The organism is Mesobacillus sp. AQ2 (assembly GCF_030122805.1).
Lineage (GTDB): Bacteria > Bacillota > Bacilli > Bacillales > Cytobacillaceae > Mesobacillus > Mesobacillus oceanisediminis_A.
In genome coordinates this window covers 2,648,847-2,666,633 of record NZ_CP126080.1, presented here as the reverse complement: position 1 = coordinate 2,666,633, position 17,787 = coordinate 2,648,847, and the positions used below count along the sequence as shown (strand labels likewise).

21 protein-coding genes, 1 pseudogene and 1 riboswitch are annotated in these 17,787 nt (G+C 40.3%); of the genes and pseudogenes, 15 read left to right on the top strand and 7 right to left on the bottom strand.

What is annotated here, in order from left to right; translation table 11 throughout:
* Positions 1–137 precede the first annotated feature (137 nt).
* Complete coding sequence (locus tag QNH36_RS13360; RefSeq protein WP_283903644.1) at positions 138–1,409, bottom strand: FAD-dependent oxidoreductase; 1,272 nt, start codon at positions 1,407–1,409, stop codon at positions 138–140.
* A 284-nt stretch (positions 1,410–1,693) separates the two neighbouring features.
* Here QNH36_RS13360 and QNH36_RS13355 point away from each other — a divergent pair, with 284 nt between their 5' ends.
* Together QNH36_RS13355 and QNH36_RS13350 are read left to right on the top strand one after the other, a co-directional pair.
* Positions 1,694–2,293 (top strand): methyltransferase, encoded by a 600-nt coding sequence (locus tag QNH36_RS13355; protein WP_144480708.1) that lies wholly within the window; start codon positions 1,694–1,696, stop codon positions 2,291–2,293.
* A 125-nt stretch (positions 2,294–2,418) separates the two neighbouring features.
* Complete coding sequence (locus QNH36_RS13350) at positions 2,419–2,886, top strand: PaaI family thioesterase (protein WP_395883626.1); 468 nt, start codon at positions 2,419–2,421, stop codon at positions 2,884–2,886.
* A gap of 43 nt (positions 2,887–2,929) precedes the next feature.
* Here the strand turns inward: QNH36_RS13350 and QNH36_RS13345 are convergent, their stop codons facing one another.
* A complete protein-coding gene (locus QNH36_RS13345) occupies positions 2,930–3,439 on the bottom strand; it encodes a hypothetical protein (protein WP_144480712.1) in 510 nt (169 codons plus the stop codon).
* A gap of 140 nt (positions 3,440–3,579) precedes the next feature.
* Between QNH36_RS13345 and QNH36_RS13340 the strand changes: the two are divergent.
* A pseudogene (locus QNH36_RS13340) lies at positions 3,580–4,294 on the top strand (nucleotidyltransferase domain-containing protein).
* Between the two features lie 1,172 nt (positions 4,295–5,466).
* Here the strand turns inward: QNH36_RS13340 and QNH36_RS13335 are convergent.
* On the bottom strand, positions 5,467–5,766 hold the full coding sequence (locus QNH36_RS13335) for a hypothetical protein (protein ID WP_251540307.1): 300 nt from the start codon (positions 5,764–5,766) through the stop codon (positions 5,467–5,469).
* Between the two features lie 256 nt (positions 5,767–6,022).
* Here QNH36_RS13335 and QNH36_RS13330 point away from each other — a divergent pair, with 256 nt between their 5' ends.
* The 5 genes from QNH36_RS13330 to QNH36_RS13310 all read left to right on the top strand — a co-directional run bounded on the left by QNH36_RS13330 (position 6,023) and on the right by QNH36_RS13310 (position 8,979).
* Positions 6,023–6,397, top strand: a complete 375-nt coding sequence (locus QNH36_RS13330) for a hypothetical protein (RefSeq protein ID WP_283903643.1) — start codon at positions 6,023–6,025, stop codon at positions 6,395–6,397.
* Between the two features lie 73 nt (positions 6,398–6,470).
* Positions 6,471–6,513: riboswitch (PreQ1 riboswitch) on the top strand.
* 53 nt (positions 6,514–6,566) lie between these two features.
* A complete protein-coding gene (gene queC, locus QNH36_RS13325; protein ID WP_144480720.1) occupies positions 6,567–7,223 on the top strand; it encodes a 7-cyano-7-deazaguanine synthase QueC in 657 nt (218 codons plus the stop codon).
* On the top strand, positions 7,223–7,699 hold the full coding sequence (gene queD, locus QNH36_RS13320; protein ID WP_283905419.1) for a 6-carboxytetrahydropterin synthase QueD: 477 nt from the start codon (positions 7,223–7,225) through the stop codon (positions 7,697–7,699). Before queC ends, queD begins: the two co-directional genes overlap by 1 nt.
* The gene (gene queE, locus QNH36_RS13315) at positions 7,692–8,420 is read left to right on the top strand and encodes a 7-carboxy-7-deazaguanine synthase QueE (RefSeq protein ID WP_283903642.1); all 729 of its coding nucleotides are present in this window, start codon (positions 7,692–7,694) and stop codon (positions 8,418–8,420) included. Before queD ends, queE begins: the two co-directional genes overlap by 8 nt.
* 19 nt (positions 8,421–8,439) lie before the next feature.
* Positions 8,440–8,979, top strand: coding sequence for a VUT family protein (locus QNH36_RS13310; RefSeq protein WP_144480724.1), 540 nt, complete (start codon positions 8,440–8,442; stop codon positions 8,977–8,979).
* Between the two features lie 61 nt (positions 8,980–9,040).
* Here the strand turns inward: QNH36_RS13310 and QNH36_RS13305 are convergent, their stop codons facing one another.
* Positions 9,041–9,868, bottom strand: a complete 828-nt coding sequence (locus QNH36_RS13305; RefSeq protein ID WP_283903641.1) for an SDR family oxidoreductase — start codon at positions 9,866–9,868, stop codon at positions 9,041–9,043.
* A gap of 112 nt (positions 9,869–9,980) precedes the next feature.
* Between QNH36_RS13305 and QNH36_RS13300 the strand changes: the two genes are divergently transcribed.
* From QNH36_RS13300 to QNH36_RS13285, 4 genes are all read left to right on the top strand, one after another.
* Positions 9,981–10,271, top strand: a complete 291-nt coding sequence (locus tag QNH36_RS13300) for a replicative helicase loader/inhibitor (protein WP_251540301.1) — start codon at positions 9,981–9,983, stop codon at positions 10,269–10,271.
* 193 nt (positions 10,272–10,464) lie between these two features.
* On the top strand, positions 10,465–11,499 hold the full coding sequence (gene desA / locus QNH36_RS13295) for a Delta(5) desaturase DesA (protein ID WP_144480895.1): 1,035 nt from the start codon (positions 10,465–10,467) through the stop codon (positions 11,497–11,499).
* Positions 11,500–11,621: 122 nt separating this feature from the next.
* Positions 11,622–12,761 carry a sensor histidine kinase gene (locus QNH36_RS13290; RefSeq protein ID WP_144480730.1) on the top strand — a complete coding sequence of 380 codons (1,140 nt, stop codon included), beginning with the start codon at positions 11,622–11,624 and terminating at the stop codon, positions 12,759–12,761.
* On the top strand, positions 12,758–13,357 hold the full coding sequence (locus QNH36_RS13285; protein ID WP_144480732.1) for a response regulator transcription factor: 600 nt from the start codon (positions 12,758–12,760) through the stop codon (positions 13,355–13,357). The genes QNH36_RS13290 and QNH36_RS13285 overlap by 4 nt, the downstream gene beginning before the upstream one ends.
* A gap of 27 nt (positions 13,358–13,384) precedes the next feature.
* Here QNH36_RS13285 and QNH36_RS13280 read toward each other — a convergent pair whose 3' ends face one another.
* Complete coding sequence (locus QNH36_RS13280; protein WP_023614140.1) at positions 13,385–13,759, bottom strand: nucleotide excision repair endonuclease; 375 nt, start codon at positions 13,757–13,759, stop codon at positions 13,385–13,387.
* A 214-nt stretch (positions 13,760–13,973) separates the two neighbouring features.
* Between QNH36_RS13280 and QNH36_RS13275 the strand changes: the two genes are divergently transcribed.
* Positions 13,974–15,530, top strand: a complete 1,557-nt coding sequence (locus QNH36_RS13275; protein ID WP_251540300.1) for a DEAD/DEAH box helicase — start codon at positions 13,974–13,976, stop codon at positions 15,528–15,530.
* A gap of 55 nt (positions 15,531–15,585) precedes the next feature.
* Here QNH36_RS13275 and QNH36_RS13270 read toward each other — a convergent pair whose 3' ends face one another.
* Together QNH36_RS13270 and QNH36_RS13265 are read right to left on the bottom strand one after the other, a co-directional pair.
* Entirely contained in the window at positions 15,586–15,705 is a 120-nt protein-coding gene (locus QNH36_RS13270; protein WP_041965366.1) for a DUF4023 domain-containing protein, read from the bottom strand.
* Between the two features lie 90 nt (positions 15,706–15,795).
* Positions 15,796–16,338, bottom strand: a complete 543-nt coding sequence (locus QNH36_RS13265) for a histidine phosphatase family protein (protein WP_251540299.1) — start codon at positions 16,336–16,338, stop codon at positions 15,796–15,798.
* Positions 16,339–16,456: 118 nt separating this feature from the next.
* Here QNH36_RS13265 and QNH36_RS13260 point away from each other — a divergent pair, with 118 nt between their 5' ends.
* Both QNH36_RS13260 and QNH36_RS13255 read left to right on the top strand, forming a co-directional pair.
* Positions 16,457–16,612, top strand: coding sequence for a hypothetical protein (locus tag QNH36_RS13260; protein WP_251540298.1), 156 nt, complete (start codon positions 16,457–16,459; stop codon positions 16,610–16,612).
* A gap of 127 nt (positions 16,613–16,739) precedes the next feature.
* Positions 16,740–17,780 (top strand): LacI family DNA-binding transcriptional regulator, encoded by a 1,041-nt coding sequence (locus QNH36_RS13255; protein WP_283903640.1) that lies wholly within the window; start codon positions 16,740–16,742, stop codon positions 17,778–17,780.
* Positions 17,781–17,787: the final 7 nt, after the last annotated feature.

Sequence of the window (17,787 nt, the reverse complement as noted above, 5' to 3'; positions counted from 1 at the left end):
ACACATATCGCGACAAAAATGGACATTTTCAGCTTGGGAAATCCTTCTATTTTTTTAAAATTTGTGTTTTATCTATTTTATTTGTGTTTTTTTAAGTCATGCAAAAATCTTTAAAACAATCAAAACCCCAATCAAGTTTATCGTCGGGTTTTCAAAATTGTTGGGCGGAAAATCCTAGCGAGCAGGCTCAGTTTGACCAGGCTGACAGGGTGAGATTTAAGGTGCAGCACCGTGATAAACTGAGCGTAAACTTTTTCATCATGGGAACAAGCCAGGGAGACCTTTTTAACAAACCATTGTAATAAATTGAGACCAGCAGGTTTTGGGCCGCTCGTTGTGCTAAAACGAAAATCTTCTGTTAAGGCAGTCAGCCATGGCATATCGACAATCCTGCTTACCTTTCTATGGAACTTCTTTGTTAGGTCTTTTTTTGACAGCCCTTTTGATAAAAGTGTTTTTAATGCTTTAGCTTCCATTGCAGCAAGACTCATTCCCTGTGCGAAAACAGGATCTACACGGCAAAAGGCATCCCCAATAACCAATAATCCCGAAGGTAAGTGATTTTTTCTTTCGAAATGAAACCGCCTCATAGAGGGAAATCGATAGACTTGAACAGTGTCAGATAGCGGTAGACCAGCTTTTATTGCTTGAAAAAAATCTGGATGATCAAGTTTCTTAGAATATTGCAGAAAAGAGTCTCTGTTAGTTGGAACATCCTTCTCCCCATAGCCAATCAGGGTTACAAGCATATGGTTTTCTTCTAAAGGTGAAATTGTGCCCCCGCGGTTAAGCGATGGGGGACTTGGATAGGAGAGGAGACTATGCCAATCCCTTGTTAAAGGAGAAAGCTTCTGGTATACCATGCTGGCATAAAATAAATCCACTTTGATTTCTGTTTTAGCTGGCATGTAAAAGTGAGAATCTTTTAGCCATTTAGTATGGAGGGCTGCTGCACCTGATGCGTCGATAATTAAATCTGCAGGGATTTCTGTTACATTTCCGTTCTGTTCTTTGGTTACAACGCTATCAACCTCATTGTTTCGGTATAAAAGATTTTGAACCTTACATGAGTAGTGGAAAACGATATTTGGCATTGTTTCAAGTCTTTTCTGGATGCTTAACTCCAGCAAAGGGCGGCTTTGCTGGCTAATGAATACTTTTGAATCAAACCTGACCTTATGTCTTCCGTGATGGGACCATGAAAGATCGCCAGCAAAATCTGAAAGTGTCGCCCCTTTTTGAGACAATTCCTTTATAAGGCCAGGGAAAAGCTCCTCTAATATTTCTTCTCCACTTTTTAACAAAACATGGCCCTGTTTCCCCTGCGGGATACCGTTCCTGGCAGAGGCATCCTTATGATCCTTGTCTTTTTCTATTACAATGACTTCGTCAAAAAACTCCGATAGCACTCTGGCAGCCAGCTGCCTGCGATCCCGTTCCCAACAACCACGGCTCGATTTACTGCTTCCTTTTTAGAATACATTCGCTGCCCCCTGCTATATATATAGAAAAGTTATGTTTCTTCAAGACCTATAAGTTAAAATGTAGGTAGCTGAACAATACGATAATTTTACCTAAAGAGACAGGGAAATGAAAGAGCTGTTATATATAGATCCAGGCTCATGGATAAAATACAATATCCTGCGACTTGTTCAAGAAACCTGTATCCCTATTATGATTGGAGAACATGCTGATGAATGAGCAACAGTTTGATAGATTGCTGAATGTTGGAACCACGGGCCAACAGAAAGGATTCATGACATCCTTGCATTATCATCGTTATGAACCTACTCCATACGAGGCACTTGAGTTATTTTTTCAAGAGTATGAACTTAGTCGACATGATCAAATAGTTGACTTTGGGTGTGGTAAAGGGCGTTTGAATTTTTATCTTAATTATCGTTTCAATTCAACTGTCACTGGAATTGAAATGAATGAGATCTTCTATTCGGAAGCACTTGAAAATAAACTTAACTATTTGAAGAATCATCGTAACAGAGCGGATGCCATCCATTTTCACTGCATTTTGGCAGAGGATTATGAAATTTCCCTTGATGAAAATAAATTTTACTTTTTTAATCCTTTTACAGTGCAGATTATGATGAAGGTAGTTAAGAATATCCTGTTATCTTTTGAAAGGGAACCGAGGCAAATCGACTTGATTCTTTATTTTCCATCGGAAGATTATATTTTTTATTTGGAGTCGCAGACACCATTTGCACTGGTATTTGAATATGAATTACCGGATCCCAACCTGAATGAAAGATTTTTAGTGTACAGATTGAACCCTTAAAGCAAGTTTTAAAGAAATGAAAGAAATTAGCAAAATCCTGCTTTTTAAAGGGATTTAACCGTGAATAGAGAAATTATTACTGAATAAGGATTGATAAGGGAGGAAACAAATTGGAAGAGAAAGTGATGAATGCAATACAGGATGATTACCCAGAGGATTTTGCCTGGTGTTATGGCTGCGGAAGGATGAATGAACACGGCCATCATTTCCGTACAGGTTGGAACGGTGAAAAGACAATAACAATATACAAACCCAAAAAAGAACATATGGCATTACCAGGTTTCGTATATGGCGGTTTGATTGGTTCGCTGGTGGATTGCCATGGCACTGGTTCAGCTGCCCTCTACCTGCATCGGAAAAATGGTAACGAACCAGGTAATGGGGCAGAGCCTCCAAGGTTTGTAACAGCATCGCTTCATGTCGATTTCCTGAAGCCAACACCTAATGGAATCGAATTGAAAGCAATAGGAACCGTCCGCGAGATTCATCCAAAGAAATATCGCGTAGAAACAGAAGTATATGCTGGAGAAACATTATGTGCTAAAGGGGAAGTAGTGGCTGTTGTCATGCCTGATACTTTTTTAGAAAAATAATGCGTGAAAAAGACCCTGATCACCCTCAGGGTCTTAAATTTGATTATTTCACAGGTTCAAGCAAATTTGTCGGCAAAAAGCCTTCTTCGCCCGAATCCTTCATTTTCACCTTTGTTCGCCGGAGGTCTCTTTCCACTATTTCCGCTTCACTTCCCTGCTTGATTTCCTTGACATCTTGATCTTTTACGATCTTGTCCACTCCTTCTACATCATTCAATTCAATCAATTTATAAAGTTCATCATAAGCTTCTGCTGAAAGTGCAAGATAGGCATCTTTTTGGACTGTGGCCGTATCTCCGGACTGCAGGGTGTTATCCTTTACTTCCTGTTCACCTTCCTTGTAGGTATCCTTCATGTTCTGGATGATTCCCGGTGTTTCTTCTTTTACTTTATCAACGACTTCTTTTGACTTTTCCTCGGTTGCTTTCGCGGCATTTTTTGTTTCTTCTTCTAATTGTTTTGCTCCCTGTTCAGCTTCATCATTGCTGCATCCAGAGATCAACATAACTGCTAATCCAGCAGGCAATATCCATTTTTTTAATGAAACGGTCATAAGTAAAATCCTCCTGATCCCACTATTCGTATATTGTAAGATACCACTCAGGTTAGCAATTAAAACATCCATGCTACATCGACAAATACTCAATATTGGATAATAATACCTTTATACATTATTTTCGAGGGGGGATTTGCATGAAAGGGAAAAGAGGACTATCTCCACTTGCCACAGCCAAGAAATTCATAGATGACCTGTTTCCTGACTGTGACGCAGCGCTTCTGGCCGGGAGTGTAACCAGGGGGGGAAGCAACCGAAACCTCCGATTTGGATATGGTGGTCTTTATAAAAGATATTCCCTCAGCATACAGAGAGTCATTGGTCGCATATGGGTGGCCAATTGAAGTATTTGTACATAATCTGCACACCTGCAGAGAGTTTTTTCAAAACGATATTAGCAGGGCGAGGCCCAGTTTGCCCAGAATGGTTGCTGAGGGAGTGGTCATCAGAAATAATGAATTACTGGCTGAAATAATCGATGAAGCGAAAAGTATCATTGAAGAAGGTCCTGCCGAATGGACGCTGAAAGAGATCGAGTTCAAGAGATATTTCATCACCGATACTCTGGATGATTTCATCGGGACAAATAATAAGGCAGAAGAACTCTTCATTGCCAATGGTTTGGCTGACCAACTTCAAGAATTTATTTTAAGGACCAACAAACGGTGGATCGGCAAGTCAAAATGGGTAGTGAGGGAATTAATAAGATTTGACCCTGAATTTACTGAAAGATTTATTGGATCGTTCGAAATATATTACAAAACCGGAAACAAGCAAATGATCATAAAATTGGCGGAGGAAATATTAGAAGAATACGGTGGCAGATTATTTGATGGTTTTTCAATTAGATGAAAAAGCAGCCATATTATTGACTGATTTAGATTGCTTATTCTCAGCCTTTTTGAATCTTGACAGGTTTGAAGGAGTAGTGTGAAAAGCTGTCAAAAACCCGTCGTTATTTTGACAGGTTGGATGGTGTAGAGAGAAAAGTTGTCAAAAATCCATCGTTATTTTGACAGGTTTGAAGGAGTAGTGTGAAAAGCTGTCAAAAACCCGTCGTTATTTTGACAGGTTTATAGTTGTAGAGCAAAAAGCTGTCAAAAATCCGTCGTAATTTTGACAGGTTTGAAGGAGTAGTGTGAAAAGCTGTCAAAAATCCATCGATTTTTTGACAGGTTAGATGGTGTAGAGCGAAAAGTTGTCAAGAATCCATCGTTATTTTGACAGGTTTATAGGTATAGAGCAAAAAGCTGTCAAGAATCCATCGTTATTTTGACAGGTTATATGGTGTAGAGAGAAAAGCTGTCAAGAACCCGGCGCTATTTTGACAGGTTTATAGGTAAGAGCAAAAAGCTGTCAAAAATCCGTCGTAATTTTGACAGGTTGTGAGGTGTAGAGCGAAAAGCTGTCAAAAATCCATCGATATTTTGACAGGTTAGATGGTGTAGAGCGAAAAGTTGTCAAGAATCCATCGTTATTTTGACAGGTTTATAGGTATAGGTCAAAAAGCTGTCAAGAATCCATCGTTATTTTGACAGGTTTATAGGTATAGAGCAAAAAGCTGTCAAAAATCCGTCGTAATTTTGACAGGTTGTGAGGTGTAGAGCGAAAAGCTGTCAAAAATCCGTCGTAATTTTGACAGGTTGTGAGGTGTAGAGCGAAAAGCTGTCAAGAATACATCGTTATTTTGACAGGTTATATGGTATAGAGCAAAAAGCTGTCAAGAATCCATCGTTATTTTGACAGGTTATATGGTGTAGAGAGAAAAGCTGTCAAGAACCCGGCGCTATTTTGACAGGTTTATAGGTATAGAGCAAAAAGCTGTCAAAAATCCGTCGTAATTTTGACAGGTTGTGAGGTGTAGAGAGAAAAGCTGTCGAAAATCCATCGATATTTTGACAGGTTAGATGGTGTAGAGCGAAAAGTTGTCAAGAATCCATCGTTATTTTGACAGGTTAGATGGTCGCGAGCGAAAAGCTGTCAAAACCACGTCGTTGTTTTAAAATAAGCTTTTCAAATGGAATTTAAGCTTTGTAAATTGTGAAGGCAGCTATGCAAAAACAGCTGATGATAATGATCTCAATCGTGAGAAGGTACCAAATCCCTTCAGAAGCGGCAGTTCCTGCCATCGGTGCCGTGAATCCCATGATTAAACCAATTAGATATCCAGTCAATATTGTTTTGAAGTTAAATAGATTTCCAAATAGAATACCTGATAAACCTCCAATAATCACGGAAAGCAACGCGGCCTCCAGGAAGTGTAAAGGATATAAGTTGATAAAAATCAGCCCCGTTCCCAGCGCTAATCCGGCGGCGGCCACCATCGTTATATTCCTGCCCAGGTGTAAATCGATATACATTCTACGATTGTACAAATAGATATATAGAATATAAGCTGATAAAAAATTTATTGGATAAAAAATCACAATCCACTCCGGCAAGATTCATCACCTCTACATTCACTTTATTCATGTACGGAGAGGAGGTGCTAACAATTAGAATGGTGCTAGTCGTTTGTTCTTAACCCGTTGTAATTTTTAATAAATAAAATGAATAGTTTAAACTGAAAGAATGTTCTTTATGGATGAAATAGTTAAAAAGCTGCGATTTAAAGAAGGCAATACATTGGTATTGAATGCACCAGATGGATTCCGCTTAGGGGTGGAAGGTGAACAGCAGAGTGATAAAAATAATTTCTTACTTTTGTTCGTGAATAATAGTGACGAAGTCAGGGCGTGGCTGCCAAAGGCGCTGGAAGCTTTAAAGGAAGATGCAGTTTTCTGGATTGCATTCCCGAAGAAGAGTTCAAAGGTTAAAGCAGACATCAACCGCGACTCTCTTTTTGCGATCGTAAGCGAACTATCTGATTATAGAGCTGTAAGCAATGTCTCCATAGACTCAAAGTGGTCAGCTCTCCGATTCAGGCAAGAGCACCTGGTGAAAACAAAAAAATGACGGTATAAATTTAGCTTTCCTTTTATAAAATGTATGATAAAATGAATAAGTCAAAATTACATATTCCGTCTATACGGAAGAGGTTCTAGCTACCCTCTCAAAAAAACTAAGGGAAAACAGTACTGCTGTCTTAGTGGTGCTGTTTTTTCGTTGTAAAGGAGAATTTTTTATGAAAAACGAGAAAGCTGTTGTCGTTTTCAGTGGCGGGCAGGATAGTACAACATGCCTGTTTTGGGCTTTAAAAGAATTTAAAGAGGTTGAATTAGTGACATTTGATTACAACCAGCGTCACAGGACAGAAATTGACTGTGCGAAGGACATTGCAAGTGAACTTGGAATCAAGCATCATATCCTCGATATGGGACTGCTGAACCAATTAGCGCCAAACGCATTGACCCGGAACGAAATTGAAGTGAAAGATGGAGAGGACGGGGAGTTGCCGTCCACGTTTGTTCCAGGTAGGAACTTATTGTTTTTATCATTTGCTGGTGTTCTTGCGAGTCAAATCAACGCAAAACACATCGTAACAGGTGTTTGTGAAACGGACTTCAGCGGCTACCCTGATTGCCGGGATGTTTTTATAAAATCAATGAATGTTACCCTTAATCTTTCAATGGATGATAACTTTGTCATCCATACACCTTTAATGTGGCTGAATAAGGCGGAAACATGGAAGCTGGCCGATGATCTTGGCGCAATGGAATTTGTCAGGACAAAGACATTGACTTGCTATAACGGGATCATCGCCGATGGATGCGGGGTATGCCCTGCCTGCAGGCTGCGGAAGAAAGGACTGGATGAGTTCCTGGAAGGAGCTGAGTCATGATGTGCGATTTCCGAATTGTCGACCAGCTTCAAAAAATAGATGAAGATATAAAAAGAGGACAGTTAAAATATCACTCAAAACGTGTCCTTGTCAGCAAGGAATTTACCTTTGATGCCGCCCATCATCTTCATGAATATGATGGGAAATGCAAAAATCTGCACGGACATACGTATAGAGTCATCTTCGGTCTGAGTGGTTTTGTTGATGCCCGCGGTCTAATGATTGATTTTGGTGACATAAAGGATATTTGGAAGACAGAAATAGAACTATACCTTGACCACAGATATTTGAATGAAACCTTGCCGCCGATGAATACGACGGCTGAAAATATGGTTGTCTGGATTTATGAACAAATGGCAAATGCTCTGGCAAACAGAAAGCACTTGTATGACGGAGCTAGGGTTGAATTCGTCAGACTCTATGAAACTCCTACAAGCTATGCAGTAGCAAGACGGGAGTGGATGAAGATTGAGTAAGATTCCCGTTATGGAGATTTTTGGGCCGACCATCCAGGGTGAGGGAATGGTAGTAGGCCAAAAAACAATGTTTGTACGTACCGCAGGGTGCGACTATTCATGTGCCTGGTGTGATTCAGCATTTACTTGGGATGGGTCCGGAAATGATTTAATCAGGCAAATGGATGCAATAGAAGTTTGGAATGAGCTCACAACACTAGGTGGAGATGGGTTCTCATATGTTACGATTTCAGGAGGTAATCCAGCGTTACTGAAAAACTTGTCGAGTCTTGTTAATTTGCTAAAGGAAAAAAATATTAATATATGCCTGGAAACCCAGGGCAGCAAATGGCAGGATTGGTTCCTGGATATTCAAGCGCTGACCCTGTCGCCAAAACCGCCTAGTTCAGGGATGAAAACTGATTTTTATGTCCTGGATAAAATTGTAGATCGTTTGGCTGAAAAAGGCGCATTACAAAATGTAAGCCTGAAGGTCGTAATTTTTGATGACATTGATTATGATTACGCTAAAATGGTGCATACACGATATCCAGCACTATCTTTTTATCTGCAGGTAGGGAATGATGATATTGTTACCGAAAACCGCCAGGAGCTTGCGGTTTCATTGGTCGATAAGTATGAATGGCTGATTGACAAAGTGATGAATGATAATGAAATGAAGAATGTAAGAGTTCTGCCGCAGCTTCATGTGTATATTTGGGGAAATAAAAGAGGGGTTTAAATAAACAGGAGGTAAGATTATGAGAATCTTTTTATACTTGATTTCAATTATAACTGCCAACGTGATTACAGCGGCACTTGCACCACTTCAGTTTGGTATGTTCATTGTGCCGATGGGTACATTATTGATAGGAGCCACATTCATTTTCCGTGACCTTGTCCAAAATAAGTATGGCCGAGCGAAAACATACATGTTCATTGGCTTGGCTCTTGTATTATCAGCAATTGTTTCTTCGATTCTTGGTGACACTCTTTGGATTGTATTCGCTTCGGCTTTGAGCTTTGCTGTTGCTGAGACGACCGATACTGAAATTTATACGAGGCTAAAACTGCCAATGAGCTGGAGAATCTTCTATAGCGGATTGGTTGGCGGACTGTTGGACTCAATCATATTCGTCGTGCTAGGATTGAGTCCTTTAGGAGCAAACTTCCTGCCATGGGAAGCCGTCCCTGCTGCGATTTTAGGCCAGGTCATCGTAAAAACCATCATTCAGGGAATCGGTGCCATGCTGCTTAATCCAATCAATCATATTTTCAACAATAAAGCAATGTCTAACTAGAGAAAAGGTGTCCAATCTATTGATCGGGCACCTTTTTTATGAAAAGAATCTGCTGGGAGGATTACATATTCAATTTTTTAATAACGATTTTTTCAATCATTTTCCACGGAAGAAGATTTTTTAAAAACAAGGTATTCTTGATGCCTTTACCAATTGGATATCTCAATTGCGGGGAGTTTACGGATGCAATTCCAGAAACAAGCCTGGCAACATCCTGAGGATTCCCATAACTGGCATCAGCGGTTTTTAGTTCTTTCATAATCGCTTCCATAGAGGATTCATATGGTGATTGGTCATGCATTGGAACTGCTTCAATGCTTTTCCATATATCCGTTTTAAAGGAACCAGGTTCAATCAAAATTACATCGATTCCAAAAGGCTTTAACTCCAGCCTTAAGCTTTCACTGTATCCCTCCAGAGCATGTTTCGATGCTGCGTAGGCAGACAGGCCTGGGAATCCAAACCTTCCGCTGATGCTGCTCATATTTATGATTTTTCCATACCTTTGCTGACGCATAAAAGGGAGGACGGCCTGAGTGACAGCAATCACTCCAAAAAAATTCGTTTCAAATTGTTTTCGATATGTGTCCACCTCAAGTTCTTCTGAAAAGCCACCTTGTGCATAGCCGGCATTATTGACTAGCAGATCTACTGAATCCAGTGAATGCACGAACCTCTTGAATTCTTGGATTGATTCATCAATCGTAACATCCAACTGAAATAATTGAATCTGATCTGTCACTTTTTCAGCCGCTGCAAGCTCCAACAAATGATCTTTCTTTTTTAGATTCCTCATTGTGGCAGTCACATGATAGCCTGATTTGGCCAGTTCAATTGCGATCAATTTTCCAAATCCGCTTGAGGAACCCGTAATAATTGCATGCTTCATATTTTCTCACCCGCCAGGACAGCTTTTTATCTCATTCTACATTGATAAAGCTCAAGTTGCTATGTATCTTTACGGCCAGCATGGAAAAAATGAATTACTGTGGGTTTGAAGGATGGTGAAGAAAACAGTGACGAAGGAAGAGAGTTTAAAACTATTGGCTTTAATCGAATATATTTATCCGGTAGTGACAGTTAAGAGCGAAACAATTATAGATTGGATGTCTATTTGTGATTCTTTGAAATATAATTTCACATTTGAAAATTTGGTTAAACATATAAGGGTAAATCCGTATCCGCCAACTTTGACAGAAATGATTGATGGCACCGGAAATGATCGAACAAGTTTTGGCTGGGTGAAGGAATATTCGATAAGAGATCAAAAGCGGAATAAACCAACTACATAGAAAAAATTATTAGTAAATGTTAGTACCAGATAATAATCATAAATCCTTGATATTCCAACCTTTTTATTGTAAAAACAAAACGAAACATGACATTTATCATATGTCATACATGACACCTGCTACTGCACAAAACCATTTCCCTTATTTATAATTTAATTAACTAAGAAATCCGAAAGGGGAATTATTGAACAAGATGACAACTAACAACGCAAAAGAACTTAGAAAACAGGTCGCCCCTTATGAAAATTCAAACACTAAAATGAGTATTATTCAAATAGTCAACACTGTCATTCCATTTTTGGCATTATGGTATTTTGCCTATCAAAGTCTGTCGATTTCCTATGGATTGACACTTGTGCTTGCGGCTGCTGCTGCTGGTTTCATGGTCAGGATCTTCATCATCTTCCATGACTGCACGCATCATTCGTTCTTCAAAAACCGTACTGCGAACAAAGTTGTCGGAACCCTCACCGGAGTACTGACTTTGTTTCCCTATAGCCAATGGGGCCATGACCATGCTGTCCACCATGCAACCAGCAGCAATTTGGACAAACGCGGAACTGGCGACATCTGGGTGCTGACAGTCGATGAATATATGGCTGCTCCTGCGTGGCAGAAGCTTGCGTACAGATTGTACCGCAATCCATTCGTAATGTTTGTATTGGGGCCAATTTACATCGTTTTATTCAAGAACCGTTTTAACCGCAAAGGTGCCAGAACGAAGGAGCGCCTTAACACTTATTTGACAAATGTTTTGATTTTTGGAATTTCTGGCCTCCTGATTTGGGCAATTGGCTGGAAGGCATTCTTAATGGTAGAAGGGCCGATATTCTTCATTGCCGGGATGTTTGGCATCTGGCTGTTCTATGTACAGCATACATTCGAAGATTCTTATTTTGAAGAGGATAAAGACTGGGAGTATGTAAAAGCTGCCGTGGAAGGAAGCTCATACTACAAGCTGCCAAAAGTATTGCAGTGGATCACTGGAAATATTGGCTACCACCACGTTCACCACTTAAGCCCTAGAGTCCCGAACTATAAGCTTGAAGAAGTTCATAATAATACGAAGCCATTGCAGAATGTGCCGACCATCACAATTTCAACCAGCCTGACTTCCTTGCGTTTCCGTCTTTGGGACGAACGAAAGAAGCAATTCATTAGCTTCAGGGAAATGAAAGCATTGCAGCAAAGCAATAAGTTGACGACTCAGACAAAACCGGAACTATAAAACTCGCTCCCCTAATTCTGGATGTATAAAGGCATCTTGAATCAGGGGAGTAATTTTTTGTAATTATATCCATTTCCATTATGATAGAATAGAATCAGCAATCATAAAGCAGAGGTTTTTATATGTTTAAAAGGTATTTCAATTCACTTAGAAGTACAGGAATTTCCCCATACATATGGACTATACTCGGTATTCTTCCCTTTTACTTCATTTGGCAGATGCCAACTATGGCTGGGAAAGCGGCAGGAATCATCCTGACTCTGCTGTTTTTTCTCGTATACTGGCTCGCATTTGTCTCAAGAGGATGGACAGTATACCTATGGACGTGTATCCTGATCGGTATTTCCATTGCATCTGCAAGTCTTTTCAGCTATGTTTATTTTGCATTTTTTATTGTTTATTTTATTGGGAATATAAAAGACCGTATTCCGTTTCTAGTTTTATATTTCATTCACCTGGTAGGGACATCGATTGTCATCAATTTTGAAATCGTCCTCCAGGAAGAGTTCTTTATAAAACAGCTTCCTATCATTGTGATTGTGTGGATCAGTGTGATTCTGCTTCCTTTCAGCATTCATAACAAAAATGAAAGAGGAGAGCTCGAAGAAAAGCTTGAGGATGCAAATAAGCGAATTTCGGAACTTGTTAAGCTTGAAGAGCGTCAAAGGATCGCCAGGGATTTACATGATACTCTTGGCCAAAAGTTGTCATTAATCGGATTGAAAAGTGATTTAGCCCGCAAATTGATCAATAAAGATGCCGAATTGGCAAAAGAGGAATTAAAGGATGTTCAGCAGACGGCAAGGACTGCCCTGAATGAAGTAAGAAAAATGGTGGCAGAAATGAGAGGGATCCGCGTCCGTGACGAGCTCATCCACATCAAACAGATTTTAAAAGCAGCGGAAATCAAGTTTGTCGGAAATGAAGAAGATTTTAATCTCAACAACGTATCTTTGCTTTCTGAAAATATCCTAAGCATGTGCCTTAAAGAAGCAGTTACGAATGTTGTTAAACATAGTTCAGCAACAGAATGCAGCGTTTCCATTCGGCAAACAGAAAATGAACTTGCTGCTGTAGTGAGCGATAATGGAGTCGGCAATATTACGGAAGAGGACCTCTACAAGGGCAGCGGGCTACAGGGCATGAGGGAACGACTGGAATTTGTGAATGGCACACTTGATATTCTTTCAGATAACGGTACGAATCTTAAAATTAAAATACCTAAAGTATTGAAGCAAACCGATAGGGAGGACCAGCTATGATACGTATTGTCATTGCCGAGGACCAGCGCATGCTATTGGGGGCATTGGGGTCTCTGCTGAGTCTTGAAGATGATATGGAAGTCGTTGGCAAAGCGAGCAACGGGGAGGAAGCAGTTGCACTGGCCAAAGAGATAAAACCGGATGTATGTGTGATGGACATTGAAATGCCTGGAAAAACCGGACTTGAAGCGGCGGAAGAATTGAAAGGGCTGGGCTGCAAGATCATCATTTTAACCACGTTTGCCCGATCCGGGTATTTTCAGCGAGCGTTGAAAGCAGGTGTCAGCGGGTATTTATTGAAGGATAGTCCTTCAGAGGAACTGGCGAGCACAATCCGGAGTGTGATGGGAGGAAGACGAGTGTTTGCCCCTGAACTCATGGATGATGTATACAGTGAGGAAAATCCGCTGACCGAACGTGAGATGGAGGTCCTTGAACTTGTGGCCGATGGCAAAAACACAAAGGAAATTGCCGGACAGCTCAGCATTACAACAGGCACGGTCAGAAACTATATTTCCACAATCCTGGATAAACTTCAGGTTACAAACAGGATAGAAGCCATTACCCAGTCAAAGGAAAAAGGCTGGTTTAAGTAATAAGAAGAGCCTGCATGCAGGCTCTTCTTATTTATAAAATACCTTATCGATATTATACTTGGCTTTAAGTACGTTAATAGCATAGGTTTCATAAATTTCTCTGTCGATTGGATCTACCACAGTTATGACTGCAATTTTGTTCACTTCATGACGATGGTTTTTAATTGGGGAGACATTATCCTCGAAATGTTTTTTTACACGAGGTCTAAGCTTACGTGCTTTTCCTACGAACATCAATTCATCGTCAGCGTCAAAGAACATGATGATTCCGCCTTTATCCCTTGGGATCCGGTGGTAATCAGTAAAACCATATTCACTGCTGATCACAGCTTCAACTTTTTCTCCTAATTGCTTGCTTCGTGTGATGACTACATCTGGTGCTGGCAGTTCAATTTTAATCACTTATAATCACTTCCTATTCTTCAATTAGTAAATCGTACCACAGGCAATATCTAAAATCCACATATTATTATTTTACCCAATAGTAGAAGCTTGACAACTCAGGTGAATCTGAAAAATCATTTGCAATATAACCTTGATATTTTCTAACATAAACAGCAATAATGAGAAGGGTGGTTGGGTTCATCCAGCCGAATAAAGAAAGCAGGGATTTATATTGAATCATTTTAAATCATTAGGTATATCAGAATATATTGCAGACACATTAAATCGGAATGGGATTTCTGAGCCTACTTCAATTCAGGAAAAAGCAATACCATTATTGCTGGATGGCAAGGATGTGATTGCTCAGTCTCAGACAGGTACCGGCAAGACTTTCGCTTTTGTGCTGCCCATTATAGAAAAAATCGATATTCATAATCCGAATATACAGGCATTGATTGTTACACCTACGAGAGAGCTTGCTTTACAGATTACCCATGAAATCAAAAAGCTGACGGATGATATAGAAGGAATGAATGTTCTTGCTGTATATGGCGGACAGGATGTAGAAGCGCAGCTGAAAAAACTAAAGAAAAACATCCATATTGTCATCGGTACTCCAGGGAGATTGCTTGACCATATCCGCAGGGAGACTGTCGATTTTTCCAAAGCCGCGTTTCTTGTACTTGATGAAGCGGATCAAATGCTTCATATCGGTTTCTTGAATGAGGTTGAAGAAATCATCAAGCAGACGCCAAAAACAAGACAAACATTGCTATTTTCAGCGACAATGCCTGATGAGATCAAAAGGCTGGCTAAACAACATATGTTCCAGCCTGAGTACATCCAGGTTGAGAAAACCCAGGCTCCGCTAAAAAATATCAAACAAATGGCCATCAGTTCAACGGATCGGTCCAAGCAAGGTGATTTGATTGAATCTTTAAGATCCTATCAGCCATTTCTCGCGGTGATTTTTTGCCGGACGAAAAGAAGAGTAAGCAAGCTGAACGATGTGTTAAAAGCAAATCATTTCAATTGTGATGAGCTGCACGGTGACCTGTCCCAGGCGAAAAGGGAGCAGGTAATGAAGAAATTCCGTGAAGCGAAGATTCAGTACCTTATTGCCACCGATGTAGCTGCAAGGGGACTTGATGTAGAAGGTGTCACCCATGTTTTCAATTATGACATTCCCCTTGATACCGAAAGTTATATCCATCGGATCGGAAGGACAGGAAGAGCAGGCAATGAAGGACTCGCGCTAACCTTTTATACAGCCAAAGATCGATCATTATTGGAACAAATTGAATTGGAACTCAACATCAGGATCGAAAAAAAAAATATGGGGAATGCCAAAAGAGATGAAGATCAATCAGGAGATAAGAGAGTCTCGAAAACGCATAAAGCTGGCGACTATAAAGGAAGGAATTCAAGCTTGAGACGAAGGGGTAACAGTAAACCTGAAAGAGATCATCGAGGCGAAAAAATAGCCGATAAAAAATCAGCCTCCCGCAATGGCAATCGTCCCTCACGCATGGAAGGTCAACAACGCACAGAAAGGGAACAGCCATCGTCAAGACTGGAACAAAGAAGGAAACCAGATAGCCAGGGATCAGGAAAAAACCGTCCAGACGAAAAAAGAGGTGGACAGGCTGAAAATCCATCAAGAAACGGACGGACAAGGAGCAACATAGGAGAAAAGCCTAAAAGGGATAGCAGGAACAGAACCAACTCCAGTTCATCGACAGACCGAGTGGGTCTCAAGAGCAGTTCCAGAAACCGCCGAAAAAGATAACATGAAAATAGACCGCTTTTAAGCGGTCTATTTTTAAAATGTGATGCAAGTATCTTTAATGTTGTTTGTTAGGAAGCTTGTCACTCGGGTTTTCTTTTCCCTGGCGCTTTCTATTCTGTTCATCTTTTCGCTGCTTATCATGCAATTTTTGGACAAATTCGTGTGTGTTCTCCATTTCCGTACCTCCTCATATAACTGGCTCGTCGTTACTTTTTCCATTACAGAGCCGGTTCATTCATGCGCATTCATAAAAAAAGACGCCTAATTATCGCGTCTGGTTGTCAAAAATATAGACTAGGGCATTTTCAGGCTTGTTGAATTTGGGGCCTTTAAAACCTCTTTTTAGCATTTCTTTTCTCAAAAACATCATGATTCCACCATGCCCAACAATCAAAACATCTTCGCCAAGTTCCATTGCCTGATCCAAAACCTTGTTAATCCTTGCAATGACTTCCTGTTTACTTTCCCTCTGAGATTTATGTCCAAAAAACCACGCAATCCTTATTAAGGATACGTGAAGCCAAAGAGGAAGCCGTAAATCAGAGGGAATGACTGGATATATCGAGATTTCTCTAAGTTCCTCCAGAAAAATAATATCTCCATCATAAGCCTTATATGCAGTGGTTTTTGCCCTTGGTAAATCACTGGAATAACAATTACCCCATTTTTGACCTTGATGATCGATTCCTACTTCCTCGATACTTGATTCATTATACTCTTGCTGCCATGACAGCAGCTCCTGGGAAGTCACAAACTTTGCAGGATAGCCTAATGTCACTTTAAAATGACGTAATAACCCAATCTTCATAAATTACCACCTAACAATATTATCATGATAATTAATTCAACAAATCACTTGAAATACCTGCTTAAATTATTTGGTTAGTAACAATAAGATGAGGAACATTAAGGGCAGGGGTGTTTAAATGCCAAGAGGAAAAGAACTGGAACAACTGCCAATGGCAAATTCATTGCCTGGTATGGGAGAAGACCGCAGTAAATATAACCGGGAAATCCTTACCGGTATTACTGAAAATGCTGGAACCCAACCTGCAGAAGATAGCAAAAAAAAGCAAAAGTAATCCGGGAAAGAAACCTGAAGGTCAGAGCCTTCAGGTTTCTCTTTTATAAGAAATAGTTGATATAAGATTGAAACCATATTATGATTAATTTAGAACGTAAACGTTTACGTAAAGGGTTTGATGGTTAATGAGTCATACAATAAAAGATGTAGCAAAACAAGCGAAAGTCTCTACCGCCACTGTATCAAGAGTTCTTAATGGACTGAGTGGCTTCTCAAAAGAAACCGAAGAAAAAGTGCTGCGAGCCATCAAAGAACTTGGATATCAGCCGAATGCAATCGCCCGTGGATTGGTCAGCAATAAATCCAATACTGTAGGAATCCTATTTCCGGAGGTTTCCAGTCAATTCTCTTCAAATATCCTGCGTGGAGTCGAAGAAGCGGTTCATGATCTGGGCTCAAGTGTGATCGTCTGCAATACAGCCTCACAAGGAAAGCGAACCATGAAGTATTTACAGCTCTTAGCAGAGAAGAGGGTAGATGGTATCCTGTTCGTCAGTGAAAAGATGACTGAGGAATATTACAAGCAACTCAAGTCGATGAAGGTGCCTGTTGTACTTGTTTCAACCGAATCCTACCAATACCCTTTGCCCTTCGTAAAAGTAGATGATAAACATGCAGCATTTACTGCAACTGATTATCTGGTAAAAATGGGGCACAGTAAAATTGGAATGATTGGCGGAAACACTCAGGATCCGATAGCCGGCCAGACAAGAGTAGATGGATTTAAACAGGCTATGGCTTATAATGGGCTCGCCATAATAGAAGAGAGTATCATCCATTCACCGGGATTTTCATTTAAGGATGGTTATATTCATTTTCCGAAACTCCTGGAACAATCACCAGATTTAACAGCAATATTTGCTGCAAGCGATGAGCTAGCTCTAGGCGCGATATCTTCGGCACATAAAGCCGGAATTAAAATACCAGATGAACTTTCAATCATCGGTTACGATAATCTCCCGGTTGCAGAAATGGCAATACCGCCATTGACGACAGTAGCTCAGCCGTTGGAACAAATGGGACGGGTTGCTGCAGAAATGCTTTTTACGATGATGGCCGAGGGCACAATTGTCGAAAGCAGAATCATGCCGCATTCTGTGGTCGAACGGGATAGTGTAAAAAGGCTTTCGATGAGGCGAGGGATGTTATATGAGCATCAAAATTAAAAACGTA